Origin of the sequence: Stutzerimonas sp. Brlt_14, assembly GCF_051948915.1 — a bacterium.
Taxonomy (GTDB): domain Bacteria; phylum Pseudomonadota; class Gammaproteobacteria; order Pseudomonadales; family Pseudomonadaceae; genus Stutzerimonas; species Stutzerimonas stutzeri.
In genome coordinates, this window is sequence record NZ_JAYJLM010000002.1 from 544,028 (window position 1) to 556,335 (window position 12,308).

General features: G+C 62.5%; 12 protein-coding genes. 11 read left to right on the forward strand and 1 reads right to left on the reverse strand.

Annotation, left to right across the window (positions count from 1 at the left end):
* Positions 1 to 349 precede the first annotated feature (349 nt).
* The 9 genes from ccoN to VF716_RS06400 all read left to right on the forward strand — a co-directional run bounded on the left by ccoN (position 350) and on the right by VF716_RS06400 (position 9,009).
* A complete protein-coding gene (ccoN, locus tag VF716_RS06360) occupies positions 350 to 1,777 on the forward strand; it encodes a cytochrome-c oxidase, cbb3-type subunit I (RefSeq protein WP_011912991.1) in 1,428 nt (475 codons plus the stop codon).
* A gap of 12 nt (positions 1,778 to 1,789) precedes the next feature.
* The gene (gene ccoO, locus VF716_RS06365; RefSeq protein ID WP_011912990.1) at positions 1,790 to 2,401 is read left to right on the forward strand and encodes a cytochrome-c oxidase, cbb3-type subunit II; all 612 of its coding nucleotides are present in this window, start codon (positions 1,790 to 1,792) and stop codon (positions 2,399 to 2,401) included.
* A gap of 6 nt (positions 2,402 to 2,407) precedes the next feature.
* Positions 2,408 to 2,593: a CcoQ/FixQ family Cbb3-type cytochrome c oxidase assembly chaperone gene (locus tag VF716_RS06370; RefSeq protein ID WP_003294837.1), complete on the forward strand. Its 186-nt coding sequence runs from the start codon at positions 2,408 to 2,410 to the stop codon at positions 2,591 to 2,593.
* On the forward strand, positions 2,594 to 3,511 hold the full coding sequence (gene ccoP, locus VF716_RS06375) for a cytochrome-c oxidase, cbb3-type subunit III (RefSeq protein WP_011912988.1): 918 nt from the start codon (positions 2,594 to 2,596) through the stop codon (positions 3,509 to 3,511).
* Positions 3,512 to 3,648: 137 nt separating this feature from the next.
* A complete protein-coding gene (ccoG, locus tag VF716_RS06380) occupies positions 3,649 to 5,061 on the forward strand; it encodes a cytochrome c oxidase accessory protein CcoG (protein ID WP_440552276.1) in 1,413 nt (470 codons plus the stop codon).
* Between the two features lie 11 nt (positions 5,062 to 5,072).
* Positions 5,073 to 5,573, forward strand: a complete 501-nt coding sequence (locus tag VF716_RS06385) for a FixH family protein (protein WP_106443369.1) — start codon at positions 5,073 to 5,075, stop codon at positions 5,571 to 5,573.
* 7 nt (positions 5,574 to 5,580) lie between these two features.
* On the forward strand, positions 5,581 to 8,001 hold the full coding sequence (locus VF716_RS06390) for a heavy metal translocating P-type ATPase (RefSeq protein WP_079328604.1): 2,421 nt from the start codon (positions 5,581 to 5,583) through the stop codon (positions 7,999 to 8,001).
* Between the two features lie 92 nt (positions 8,002 to 8,093).
* Complete coding sequence (gene ccoS, locus VF716_RS06395; RefSeq protein WP_020306146.1) at positions 8,094 to 8,300, forward strand: cbb3-type cytochrome oxidase assembly protein CcoS; 207 nt, start codon at positions 8,094 to 8,096, stop codon at positions 8,298 to 8,300.
* Positions 8,293 to 9,009: a sulfite exporter TauE/SafE family protein gene (locus VF716_RS06400; protein ID WP_013982568.1), complete on the forward strand. Its 717-nt coding sequence runs from the start codon at positions 8,293 to 8,295 to the stop codon at positions 9,007 to 9,009. The genes ccoS and VF716_RS06400 overlap by 8 nt, the downstream gene beginning before the upstream one ends.
* A 14-nt stretch (positions 9,010 to 9,023) precedes the next feature.
* Here the strand turns inward: VF716_RS06400 and nadE are convergent, their stop codons facing one another.
* Complete coding sequence (gene nadE / locus VF716_RS06405; protein WP_440552281.1) at positions 9,024 to 9,851, reverse strand: ammonia-dependent NAD(+) synthetase; 828 nt, start codon at positions 9,849 to 9,851, stop codon at positions 9,024 to 9,026.
* 206 nt (positions 9,852 to 10,057) lie between these two features.
* Here nadE and hemN point away from each other — a divergent pair, with 206 nt between their 5' ends.
* Together hemN and fnr are read left to right on the forward strand one after the other, a co-directional pair.
* Entirely contained in the window at positions 10,058 to 11,440 is a 1,383-nt protein-coding gene (hemN, locus tag VF716_RS06410; RefSeq protein ID WP_125856527.1) for an oxygen-independent coproporphyrinogen III oxidase, read from the forward strand.
* A gap of 111 nt (positions 11,441 to 11,551) precedes the next feature.
* On the forward strand, positions 11,552 to 12,286 hold the full coding sequence (gene fnr, locus VF716_RS06415; protein ID WP_011912980.1) for a fumarate/nitrate reduction transcriptional regulator Fnr: 735 nt from the start codon (positions 11,552 to 11,554) through the stop codon (positions 12,284 to 12,286).
* The last annotated feature ends 22 nt before the right edge of the window (positions 12,287 to 12,308 follow it).

A 12,308-nucleotide genomic window follows, 5' to 3' on the forward strand; every position in this document is an offset into this window, starting at 1 on the left:
GTAAAAGGGCGGTACACTCGTACCGCCCTTCCCGCCTTGTTCCAAGGCAACTTCCACGGCGCTGCGACTATCTGTCGCATCCTCAGCCGACCGAAGACCTTCCCCCTCCGCAGCTGCACTTTTAAGCTTTGCTTCCGATTCGCCGCCCCGCCTAGAACCATAAGGCGAACTCGATAAATCCCGCGCACCGGCCTGGTGCGAATCGTCCCTGCACAGCACACGGAAGACGCTTTAAATCAGGGTTTCGGCCAGCAAAGAGAGCCCGGGCGTCGTTTGCATTGCCCCCCTGCTTTCTCCATACTTGCCGCCGTTTTTGCCTTCGAAAATGCCATTAGCGTGGAAGCCTTGCATGAGCACAGCAATAAGTGAGACTGCTTATAACTATAAGGTGGTTCGCCAATTCGCCATCATGACGGTGGTGTGGGGAATCATTGGGATGGGCCTGGGTGTTTTCATCGCCGCGCAGCTGGTGTGGCCCTCGCTCAATTTCGACCTGCCGTGGACGAGCTTCGGTCGTCTGCGTCCCTTGCACACCAACGCGGTGATCTTCGCCTTCGGTGGTTGCGCACTGTTCGCCACGTCCTACTACGTGGTTCAGCGCACCTGCCAGACGCGACTGTTCTCCGATGGTCTCGCTGCCTTCACCTTCTGGGGTTGGCAAGCCGTGATCGTGCTGGCGGTCATCACGCTGCCGCAAGGCTTCACCAGCTCCAAGGAATACGCGGAACTGGAATGGCCGATCGACATCCTGATCACCCTGGTATGGGTGTCCTACATCGCCGTGTTCTTCGGCACCATCATGAAGCGCAAGGCCAAGCACATCTATGTGGGTAACTGGTTCTTCGGTGCCTTCATCCTGGTGACGGCGATGCTGCACATCGTCAACAACCTGGAAATCCCGGTGAGCTGGTTCAAGTCCTACTCGATCTATTCGGGCGCGACCGATGCGATGGTGCAGTGGTGGTACGGCCACAACGCCGTGGGCTTCTTCCTGACCACCGGCTTCCTGGGCATGATGTACTACTTCGTGCCGAAGCAGGCCGAGCGTCCGGTGTATTCCTATCGCCTGTCGATCGTCCACTTCTGGGCACTGATCACCCTTTATATCTGGGCCGGCCCGCACCACCTGCACTACACCGCCCTGCCGGACTGGGCGCAGAGCCTGGGCATGGTGATGTCGATCATCCTGCTGGCACCGAGCTGGGGCGGCATGATCAACGGCATGATGACCCTGTCCGGCGCCTGGCATAAGCTGCGCACCGATCCGATCCTGCGCTTCCTGGTGGTTTCGCTGGCGTTCTACGGCATGTCGACCTTCGAAGGTCCGATGATGGCCATCAAGACCGTCAACGCCCTGTCCCACTACACCGACTGGACCATCGGCCACGTACACGCTGGCGCCCTCGGCTGGGTAGCGATGATCACCATCGGCTCCATGTACCACCTGATCCCGAAAGTGTTCGGTCGCGAGCAGATGCACAGCATCGGCCTGATCAATGCGCACTTCTGGCTGGCCACCATCGGCACCGTGCTCTACATCGCCTCGATGTGGGTCAACGGCATCACCCAGGGCCTGATGTGGCGCGCAATCAACGAAGACGGCACGCTGACCTACTCCTTCGTCGAAGCGCTGGAAGCCAGCCACCCAGGCTTCATCGTCCGTGCGCTCGGCGGCGCCTTCTTCCTCGCCGGCATGCTGCTGATGGCCTACAACACCTGGCGCACCGTGCGTGTCGCCAAAGCAGCCCAGTACGACGCTGCCGCGCAGATCGCTTGAGGAAACGGATAGATGAAGAACCACGAAATACTTGAAAAGAACATCGGTCTGCTGACCCTGTTCATGATCCTGGCGGTGAGCATCGGCGGTCTGACCCAGATCGTCCCGCTGTTCTTCCAGGACGCCGTCAACGAGCCGGTCGAGGGCATGAAGCCCTACACCGCGCTGCAGCTCGAAGGCCGTGACCTGTACATCCGCGAAGGCTGCGTGGGCTGCCACTCGCAGATGGTGCGCCCGTTCCGCGCCGAAACCGAGCGCTACGGCCACTACTCCGTCGCCGGCGAAAGCGTCTACGACCATCCGTTCCTGTGGGGCTCCAAGCGTACCGGTCCGGACCTGGCCCGTGTCGGCGGCCGTTACTCCGATGATTGGCACCGTGCGCACCTGTACAACCCGCGCAACGTCGTGCCCGAGTCGAAGATGCCGTCCTACCCGTGGCTGGTCGAGAAGACCCTCGATGGCAAGGACACCGCCAAGAAGATGTCGGCGCTGCGCACCCTCGGCGTGCCCTACACCGACGAAGACATCGCCGGCGCCCGGGATGCCGTTCGTGGCAAGACCGAGATGGACGCCATGGTGGCCTATCTGCAAGTACTCGGCACCGCACTCACCAACAAACGGTAACGCATGATGGAAATCGGGACTCTTCGTGGCCTGGGCACAATTCTGGTATTCGTCGCCTTTATTGGCGTGGTGCTCTGGGCCTACAGCAGCAAACGCAAGCAAAGCTTCGACGAAGCCGCCAATCTGCCCTTCGCGGACGACGAGACCGACGCCAAGAAGCGTGATGAAGAAGCTTCCAGGAGTAAGAAATAAATGACCTCGTTTTGGAGTTGGTACGTCACCCTGCTGAGCCTCGGCACCATTGCCGCGCTGGTCTGGCTGCTACTGGCAACTCGCAAGGGCCAACGCCCTGACAGCACCGAAGAAACCGTTGGCCACTCCTATGACGGCATCGAGGAGTACGACAACCCGCTGCCGCGCTGGTGGTTCATGCTGTTCGTCGGCACCGTGGTGTTCGCGCTCGGCTACCTGGCGCTCTACCCCGGCCTGGGCAACTGGAAAGGCCTGCTGCCGGGCTATGAGGACGGCTGGACTCAGGTCAAGGAATGGCAGCGCGAGATGGACAAGGCCGACGAGCAGTACGGCCCGCTGTACGCCAAATACGCCGCCATGCCGGTAGAGGAAGTGGCCAAGGACCCGCAGGCGCTGAAGATGGGTGGCCGTCTGTTCGCCTCCAACTGCTCCGTCTGCCACGGCTCCGACGCCAAGGGCGCCTATGGCTTCCCCAACCTGACCGACGATGATTGGCTGTGGGGCGGCGAGCCCGAGACGATCAAGACCACCATCCTGCATGGCCGTCAGGCTGCAATGCCGGCGTGGAAGGACGTGATCGGAGAAGAAGGCATTCGCAACGTGGCTGGCTACGTTCGCAGCCTGTCCGGCCGTGATACCCCAGAGGGTATCAGCGTCGACATTGAGCAGGGTCAAAAAATCTTCGCCGCCAACTGTGTAGTCTGCCATGGACCGGAAGCCAAGGGCGTTACAGCCATGGGCGCGCCGAACCTGACCGACAACGTCTGGCTGTATGGTTCGAGCTTCGCTCAGATCCAACAGACCCTGCGCTACGGTCGCAATGGCCGCATGCCTGCCCAGGAAGCGATCCTTGGCCATGACAAGGTTCACCTGCTGGCAGCCTACGTCTACAGCCTGTCGCAGCAACCGGAGCAGTGATCGACCGGGGTCGGGAGTGACGACCTGTCACACCCGACCTCAACGCTCCGGGCGTACCATTCGCAGCTGGACAGAAAAATGATCCCGGTTGGCACGTATCGGCCGGGACACCCACCTTCCGCCGTGGTACGCACTCGATGACTGAGCAGATCCCCGTTTGTGATGTAACCCCTCCGTCCAAGGCAGGAGCGTCCGCTGACCTCTATGCCGCGCGTGAAAAAATCTACACCCGAGCCTTCTCCGGCCTGTTTCGCAATGTCCGCCGCGTCGGCGGAGCGGTTCTCTTCATCCTTTATTTCGGCACAGCATGGATCAACTGGAACGGCCGACAGGCTGTCTGGTGGGATCTTCCGGAGCGCAAATTCCATGTCTTCGGGGCTACCTTCTGGCCTCAGGACTTCATGCTGTTGTCGTGGCTGCTGATCATCTGCGCCTTCGGCCTGTTCTTCATCACTGTGTTCGCCGGCCGCGTATGGTGCGGCTACACCTGCCCACAAAGCGTGTTCACCTGGGTTTTCATGTGGGCCGAAAAGGTCACCGAGGGTGATCGCAACCAGCGCATGAAGCTGGACAAGGCTCCCATGAGCGGCAGCAAGTTCGTCCGCAAGCTGGGCAAGCACAGCATCTGGCTGTTTGTCTCCTTCGCGACGGGGGTCACCTTTGTCGGGTACTTCACCCCCATTCGCGAACTGGTACCTGACCTGCTCACCTTGCAGGTTGGCGGCTGGGCCTTGTTCTGGGTGGCTTTCTTCACGCTCGCCACCTACGGCAACGCCGGCTATCTGCGCGAGCAGGTCTGCATCTACATGTGCCCGTACGCACGCTTCCAGAGCGTGATGTTCGACAAGGACACGCTGATCGTTTCCTACGATCCGCGCCGCGGCGAGAAGCGCGGCCCGCGCAAGAAGGACGCCGATTACAAGGCCATGGGCCTGGGTGATTGCATCGACTGCACCATGTGCGTGCAGGTCTGCCCGACCGGTATCGACATCCGCGACGGCCTGCAGATCGAATGTATCGGCTGCGCGGCCTGTATCGATGCGTGCGACGCGATCATGGACAAGATGAACTACCCACGCGGGCTGATCAGCTACACCACCGAACACAACCTGTCCGGCCAGAAGACCCATCTGCTGCGTCCGCGCCTGATCGGTTACGCCGTCGCGCTGCTGGCGATGATGGGGCTGTTCACCTATGCCGTGTATGATCGCCCGCTGGTCAAACTGGACGTGCTCAAGGATCGCGTGCTCTATCGCGAGAACGAGCAAGGCAATATCGAGAACGTGTACACCCTCAAGGTCATGAACAAGGCTCAGCGCGAGCAGACCTTCGTGATCGAGGCCTCGGGTCTCGACGGCCTGGTCTATGAGGGCCGCAGCGAGATACGGGCCGAAGCGGGTGAGCTGGTGACCGTGCCGGTGGAACTGTCCATCGCACCGGAGAAGCTGCCCTCGAGCACCAATGAGATCGTCTTCCATGTCCGTTCGGTAGACGACGAATCGATCAACGACGATGCCGACAGCCGTTTCATCGGCCCAAGCATCCGCTAGAAAGGTAATGCATGCGCTCCGATAACGAACAAACACGTTGGTACACCCAGTTCTGGGCCTGGTTTGTCATCGCGATTCTGCTGAGTTCGGTGGTGTTGGGGGTGTCGTTGCTGACGATTGCCATCCGCAACGCCGATACGCTGGTGGCGGACAACTACTACGATGCCGGCAAAGGGATCAACCAGTCCCTCGAGCGAGAAAAGCTGGCGGAGCGTCTGGAGATGCAGGCCCGTATCGTCCTCAATGACGAGCGTGGTCTGGCCGAGGTGCAGCTGAGCGGTGCGAGCCGGCCTCGGCAACTGGTGCTGAATCTGCTCTCCCCGACCCAGCCGGAGCGTGACCGCCGCGTGGTCCTGCAACCGCAGGGCGACGGCATCTATCAGGGACAGATGCAGGAGTCGATCACCGGCCGACGCTTCATCGAGCTCCTCGGCCGAGAAGGCGACCAGGACTGGCGCCTGTATGGTGAAAAGACGGTTGAAGCCGGCCGCGCGCTCGAACTGAAGCCTTGAGCCGCTGATGGCAAAGCCCCTCCCCTGCTACCACTGCGGGCTGCCGGTTCCTCCCGGCAGCCCCTTTCAGGCCCGCGTGCTGGGTGAGACGCGGGCCTTATGTTGCCCGGGCTGTCAGGCGGTGGCCGAAGCCATCGTCAAGGGCGGCCTGGAAAGCTACTACCTGCACCGCAGCGACACGGCGATCAATCCCCAGGCGCTCCCACAGGAGCTCAGCGAGGAAATGGCGTTGTACGACCGCAAGGACGTACAGCAACCTTTCGTTCAGCACCAGGGCGAGCTGGCAAGCACGTCCCTGATGATCGAAGGCATCAGCTGCGCGGCCTGCGGCTGGCTGATCGAACGCCATCTGCGCAACCTGAAGGGCGTGGCCGAGGCCAACCTCAACCTGTCCAATCATCGCCTGAACGTGCGCTGGAGCGATGCGCAGTTACCGCTCAGCGAGCTGTTGGGCGAGCTGCGCCGCATCGGCTACGCGGCCCACCCGTATCAGGCCGACCAGGCGGCCGAACGCCTGGCGAGCGAGAACCGGCGCTCGTTGCGCCAACTGGGTGTCACCGGCCTGCTCTGGATGCAGGTCATGATGGCAACCATGGCGACCTGGCCGGAGTTCAACCTGGACCTGTCGGAGAGCTTCTTCGTCACCCTCCGCTGGACCGCGCTGCTGCTGACCACGCCCATCGTCTTCTACTGCTGTACCGATTTCTTCAAGGGTGCGTTACGGGATCTGCGTACCCGCCACCTGACCATGGACGTGTCGGTATCGCTGGCCATCGGCGGCGCCTATGTCGCCGGCATATGGTCGACCATCACCGGCCAGGGCGAGCTTTATTTCGATGCGGTGGGCATGTTCGCCCTCTTCCTGCTGGCCGGGCGATACCTGGAGCGCAGGGCACGCGAGCGCACGGCGGCCGCCACCGCGCAACTGGTCAACCTGCTGCCGGCGTCCTGCCTGAAGCTGGATGCCGACGGTCACAGTCACCGCATTCTGCTCAGCGAACTGCAGCTCGGCGACCAAGTACTGGTGCAGCCCGGCGGATTGATCCCGGCTGACGGCGTGATTCTCAGCGGGCAATCCAGCGTCGACGAGTCGGTTCTAACGGGGGAATATCTGCCTCTTCCACGCGGTGCCGGCGATTCGGTTACCGCCGGCACCCTCAATGTCGAAGGCCCGCTGACCGTGGAGGTCCAGGCACTGGGCGACGACACCCGGCTGTCCGCCATTGTCCGCCTGCTGGAACGCGCCCAGGGCGACAAACCCAAGCTCGCCGAACTGGCTGACCGAGTCGCCCAATGGTTTCTGCTGGTGGTGCTGGTGGTGGCCAGCATCGTCGGCCTGGTCTGGTGGCAGATCGACCCGCAACGCGCCTTCTGGATCGTCCTCGCGCTGCTGGTCGCGACCTGCCCCTGCGCCCTTTCGCTGGCGACCCCCACTGCGCTGACGGCGGCCACCGGCACCCTGCATAAGCTCGGCCTGCTGTTGACCCGCGGACATGTCCTGGAAGGCCTAAACCAGATCGACACCGTTGTTTTCGACAAGACCGGGACCCTCACCGAAGGGCGCCTCACGCTCAGCGCCGTGCACCCGCTCGGTGAGCTCGATGCCGATAGCTGTCTCGCGCTGGCCGCGGCGCTGGAGAACCGCTCCGAGCATCCGATCGCCCGCGCCTTCGGCCGCGCGCCGCTGGCTGCCGAATCCGTCGAGACGGTACCAGGCCTCGGCCTGCAGGGCAGCGTTCAAGGCCGCAACCTGCGCATCGGCCAGCCGGGCTTCGTGGCCGAAGGCTTCGCCGGTTCCGCGCCGGCCATTCCTGGCGAACACGGCCAGTGGCTTCTGTTGGGCGACGAGCAAGGCCCGCTGGCCTGGCTGGTACTCGACGACCGGCTACGCGACGACGCCCCGGCTCTGCTGGAAGCCTGCCGCCGACGCGGCTGGCGGACACTGCTGCTTTCCGGAGACAGCTCGCCGATGGTGGCGCAGATCGCCAGCGACCTGGGCATTGACCAGGCTGAAGGTGGCATGACTCCGGCGGCGAAGCTCGCCAGGCTGCAGGCATTGCAGGCCGAAGGGCATCGCGTGCTGATGCTCGGCGATGGCGTCAACGATGTCCCGGTGCTGGCCGCGGCCGACATCAGCGTCGCCATGGGCTCGGCAACGGATCTGGCGAAGACCAGCGCCGATGCCGTGTTGCTGTCCAATCGTCTCGGCAGCCTCGCGCAGGCCTTCGATATCGCCCGGCGCAGCCGACGCATCATCATCGAAAACCTTGCCTGGGCAAGTCTGTACAATGGCCTGATTCTGCCGTTCGCTGCAGTGGGCTGGGTCACTCCTCTATGGGCGGCGCTCGGGATGTCGATCAGCTCGCTGCTGGTGGTACTCAACGCCCTGCGGCTCACGCGCCAGCCGGATCCAGCGGGCCGCGGCTGATCCGCCAGCGGACCGCCCCACTGGCGCCTATGCGCAAGGCGACACGCCATTAATCGCAGCCGAAACGCTGATTTCGGCCTCTGGAGGTCCTGATGGCCGCTCTGTATATCCTGATCCCTGTTGCCGTGGTCCTGGTGGCCGTTGCGATCTGGGTGTTCTTCTGGGCAGTGGACAGCGGTCAGTTCGACGACCTAGACGGGCCGGCGCACAGCATTCTGTTCGATGACGAAGAGCCCCAGCGTCCCGCGGACACACAGGATGACGCCAAACAGCAGCCGGAGCAGCGCAAAGGTGACTGAACTGGCTCCGCTTCTGCTTTCCGCCTGGGTACTTGGCCTGCTGGGCGGCGGACATTGCCTGGGGATGTGCGGCGGACTGATGGGCGCGCTGACCATGGCCATTCCGCCGGAACAGCGCGCAAAGCGCCTGCGCCTGCTGCTCGCTTACAACCTGGGGCGGGTGGCCAGCTATGCCGTTGCTGGATTTCTGATCGGCCTGGCAGGCTGGGCGATTGCGAATAGCCCGGCGGCGACGGCACTGCGTGTCGTTGCCGCGTTGCTGTTGATCAGCATGGGGCTTTATCTCGCTGGCTGGTGGAGCGGCCTGACCCGCGTGGAAGCGCTAGGGCGTGGTCTCTGGCGCCATATCCAGCCCGTCGCCAGCCGGCTGATGCCGGTAACCAGCCTGCCCCGCGCGCTCGTTCTCGGGGCGCTCTGGGGCTGGCTGCCATGTGGTCTGGTGTATAGCACCCTGCTCTGGTCGGCCAGCCAGGGCGATGCGTGGGACAGTGCTCTGCTGATGCTGGCCTTCGGCATCGGCACATGGCCGGTTCTGCTTGCCACGGGCCTGGCCGCCGAGCGCCTGACGGGACTGCTGCGCAAACGCGGCGTACGCATCGCCGGTGGCCTGATGGTGATCCTGTTCGGCCTGTGGACCCTGCCGGGTCCTCATCAGCAATGGCTCATGGGCCACGGCAATGCAGCAGTCCACGGCGAGCATTCGCACTAGTCTGGGCGCGGAACTCAAGGCTCCTTCGGTAGCTGACGCTTGTGTGCGGTCTTGTCATAGGTATCGATGATGATTTGGGCGGCCTCGTCCGGTACCGGCTTGCCCTGCAGGAAGTCGTCGATGTTGCGATAGCTGACGCCGTGCGCCGCCTCATCGGGCTTGCCCGGTGACAGCTCTTCGAGGTCAGCGGTCGGCACCTTGTGTACCAGTTGCTCCGGCGCTCCCAGCGCGGCGGCGATCTGCCGAACCTGATCCTTGACCAGACCGGCCAGCGGCGTCAGGTCGCACGCACCGTCACCGAACTTGGTGAAGAAACCCATCACCGCCTCCGCCGCATGGTCCGTTCCGATCACCAGCCCCTGACGGGCATTGGCGATGGTGTATTGAGCAACCATGCGCATCCGCGCCTTGGTGTTACCCAGCACGAAATCACGCTGTTCAGGGCTCAGCGGCTCGAGTGCTTCGGTAGCGGCCGCCAGACCGAGTACCGCGGTGCCGATGTTCACCGTGTGGCATTCATCGGGCTTGATGGTATCCACCGCCAGCTGAGCTTCATGCTCGTCATGCTGGACCTGATACGGCAGACGCACGGCGATGAAACGGTAGTGGTCTCCCTCGCCAGCGGCGCGCATCCCCTCGACGGCCCGCTGCGCCAAGAGGCCAGCAGTCGTCGAGTCGACCCCGCCGCTGATACCCAACACCAGTGTCTTCATGCCGGACTCGCGCAGGCAGGACTGGATGAAGCGTATCCGACGGTCGATTTCCGTCTGTACGGACTCCGGCCCGGTGAAAGGTGCGCAGACATGGAGCGCGGCTGCGATTTCCTGCTGACGACTGTGCATGAAACTCTCCTCTAGCGACATTTAGGATCTACTGGTTCGAAACGGAGGAAGGTGACCATCTGACCACGAATCACGGCGATCCTTCCGCATGTCGGGAGCGATCGGACCCAACGCACTAGGGTCTGATCAACTTTGATACAGGTCAAGTCCGTCGCGAGGCCCTGCACCTAGAATCCAGCGACCGCCGTCATGACCGGGAACGCCACATGCTCGACTCCATTCGCTGGGATTCCGACCTGATCCGTCGTTACGATCAGGCCGGCCCGCGCTACACGTCGTACCCGACCGCGGCCCAGTTCAATGACAAGGTCGGTTCGTTCGATCTGCTCCACGCCCTGCGCAGCAGCCGCCAGGCGTCACGCCCGTTGTCTTTGTACGTCCATCTGCCCTTCTGCGCCAACGTCTGCTACTACTGCGGCTGCAACAAGATCATCACCAAGGACCGCGGCCGGGCGCAGCCTTATCTGGAGCGCCTGGAAAAGGAAATCGAGCTGATCTCCTGCCACCTGGGCAAGGACCAGCTGGTCGAGCAACTGCACTTCGGTGGCGGCACGCCGACCTTCCTAAGCCATGACGAGCTGCGCCGCCTGATGAAAAATCTGCGCCAGCATTTTAATCTGCAGGACGACGACCATGGAGACTTCAGTATCGAGGTCGACCCGAGGGAAGCGGACTGGCCGACCATCGGCCTGTTGCGCGAGCTTGGTTTCAATCGCATCAGCATCGGCGTGCAGGATCTCGACCCGGATGTTCAGCGCGCCATCAATCGCATGCAGACACTGGAGCAGACCCGCACCATCATCGAAGCGGCACGTACACTGCAGTATCGCTCGCTGAACATCGATCTGATCTACGGTCTGCCGCTGCAGACCCCGGCACGCTTCGCCAAGACGGTTGAGGCCATCATCGATCTGCAACCCGATCGCCTGTCACTGTTCAACTACGCTCATCTGCCCGAGCGGTTCGCACCGCAGCGACGGATCAACGCCAGTGATCTGCCGGCGCCTGCAGAGAAACTGGCAATGCTGGAGCAGAGCATCCACCTGCTCACCGATGCCGGCTATCGATACATCGGCATGGATCACTTCGCGCTACCCGACGACGAACTGGCCATGGCTCAGGAAGACGGCAGCCTGCAACGCAATTTTCAGGGTTACACGACCCACGGCCACTGCGATCTGGTCGGCCTTGGCATGTCGGCCATCAGTCAGATCGGCGACCTGTACTGTCAGAACCACAGCGACATCGCGGAGTACCAGCATCAGCTGGACCAGGGTCAGCTCGCCACCGCCAGGGGGCTGCGCTGCAATCAGGACGATCTGATCCGCCGCGACGTCATCCAGGCGCTCATCTGTGATTTCGAGCTCAGCTTCGCCCGAATCGAACACGATCATGCCATCGAATTCCGCCATTACTTCGCCGAGCCCTGGCCGATGCTGGAACAGATGGCCGCAGACGGACTGATCGAGATCAGCGAGAGCCATCTCATCGTTCAGCCGGCCGGACGCCTGCTGGTGCGTTCGATCTGCATGCTCTTCGATCACTACCTGCCCGAGCACGGCAACCAGGGCTTCTCGCGCGTCATCTAACGGCTCAGACCATCGTCCAATCTTCCGACCTGCGACCCTTGCGCCAATTGGCCATAGCGTTCGTACTGAGTTAACCTTGCGCGCTATAAACCGGTTTCCAGGAAGCCCTCTATGTCCGAATCGATCAAGGTCCGTGCGCAGCGGCAAGCTCATTGCAAGGATTGCAGCCTTTCCGGGCTCTGCCTGCCCCTGTCGTTGAACATGCAGGACATGGACGCGCTGGACGATATCGTCAAGCGCGGCCGCCCGCTGAAGAAAGGCGAGACACTGTTCCGCCAGGGCGATACCTTCAGTTCGGTCTTCGCCGTGCGTTCCGGTGCGCTTCGAACATTCAGCGTGACCGATGGCGGTGAAGAACAGATCACCGGCTTCCACCTGCCCAGCGAGCTGGTTGGCCTTTCCGGCATGGACACCGAAAGCTACCCAGTCACGGCCCAGGCACTGGAAACCACGTCGGTCTGCGAAATCCCCTTCGAGCGTCTCGACGAGCTGAGCGTGCTGCTGCCGCAACTGCGCCGCCAACTGATGCGCATCATGAGCCGCGAAATCCGCGACGATCAGCAGATGATGCTGTTGCTGTCCAAGAAGACTGCCGACGAGCGCATCGCCACCTTCCTGATCAACCTGTCGGCTCGTTTCAGCGCACGGGGCTTTTCCGCCAATCAGTTCCGCCTGCCCATGTCGCGCAACGAGATCGGCAACTACCTAGGGCTGGCAGTCGAGACCGTATCCCGCGTGTTTACCCGCTTCCAGCAGAACGGTCTGCTCGAAGCCGAGGGCAAGGAAGTGCGCATCCTGGATTCCATCGGACTGTGCGCCCTCGCCGGCGGCGCCATGGACGTCTGAGTCACCGAGTTTGGAGCAGTAG

What these genes read in the sequence shown, in the direction of transcription:
- ccoN (WP_011912991.1), top strand. Translation starts at nt 350, where the DNA reads ATGAGCACAGCAATAAGTGAGACTGCTTATAACTATAAGGTGGTTCGC.
- ccoO (WP_011912990.1), top strand. Translation starts at nt 1,790, where the DNA reads ATGAAGAACCACGAAATACTTGAAAAGAACATCGGTCTGCTGACCCTG.
- VF716_RS06370 (WP_003294837.1), top strand. Translation starts at nt 2,408, where the DNA reads ATGGAAATCGGGACTCTTCGTGGCCTGGGCACAATTCTGGTATTCGTC.
- ccoP (WP_011912988.1), top strand. Translation starts at nt 2,594, where the DNA reads ATGACCTCGTTTTGGAGTTGGTACGTCACCCTGCTGAGCCTCGGCACC.
- ccoG (WP_440552276.1), top strand. Translation starts at nt 3,649, where the DNA reads ATGACTGAGCAGATCCCCGTTTGTGATGTAACCCCTCCGTCCAAGGCA.
- VF716_RS06385 (WP_106443369.1), top strand. Translation starts at nt 5,073, where the DNA reads ATGCGCTCCGATAACGAACAAACACGTTGGTACACCCAGTTCTGGGCC.
- VF716_RS06390 (WP_079328604.1), top strand. Translation starts at nt 5,581, where the DNA reads ATGGCAAAGCCCCTCCCCTGCTACCACTGCGGGCTGCCGGTTCCTCCC.
- ccoS (WP_020306146.1), top strand. Translation starts at nt 8,094, where the DNA reads ATGGCCGCTCTGTATATCCTGATCCCTGTTGCCGTGGTCCTGGTGGCC.
- nadE (WP_440552281.1), bottom strand. Translation starts at nt 9,851, where the DNA reads ATGCACAGTCGTCAGCAGGAAATCGCAGCCGCGCTCCATGTCTGCGCA.
- hemN (WP_125856527.1), top strand. Translation starts at nt 10,058, where the DNA reads ATGCTCGACTCCATTCGCTGGGATTCCGACCTGATCCGTCGTTACGAT.
- fnr (WP_011912980.1), top strand. Translation starts at nt 11,552, where the DNA reads ATGTCCGAATCGATCAAGGTCCGTGCGCAGCGGCAAGCTCATTGCAAG.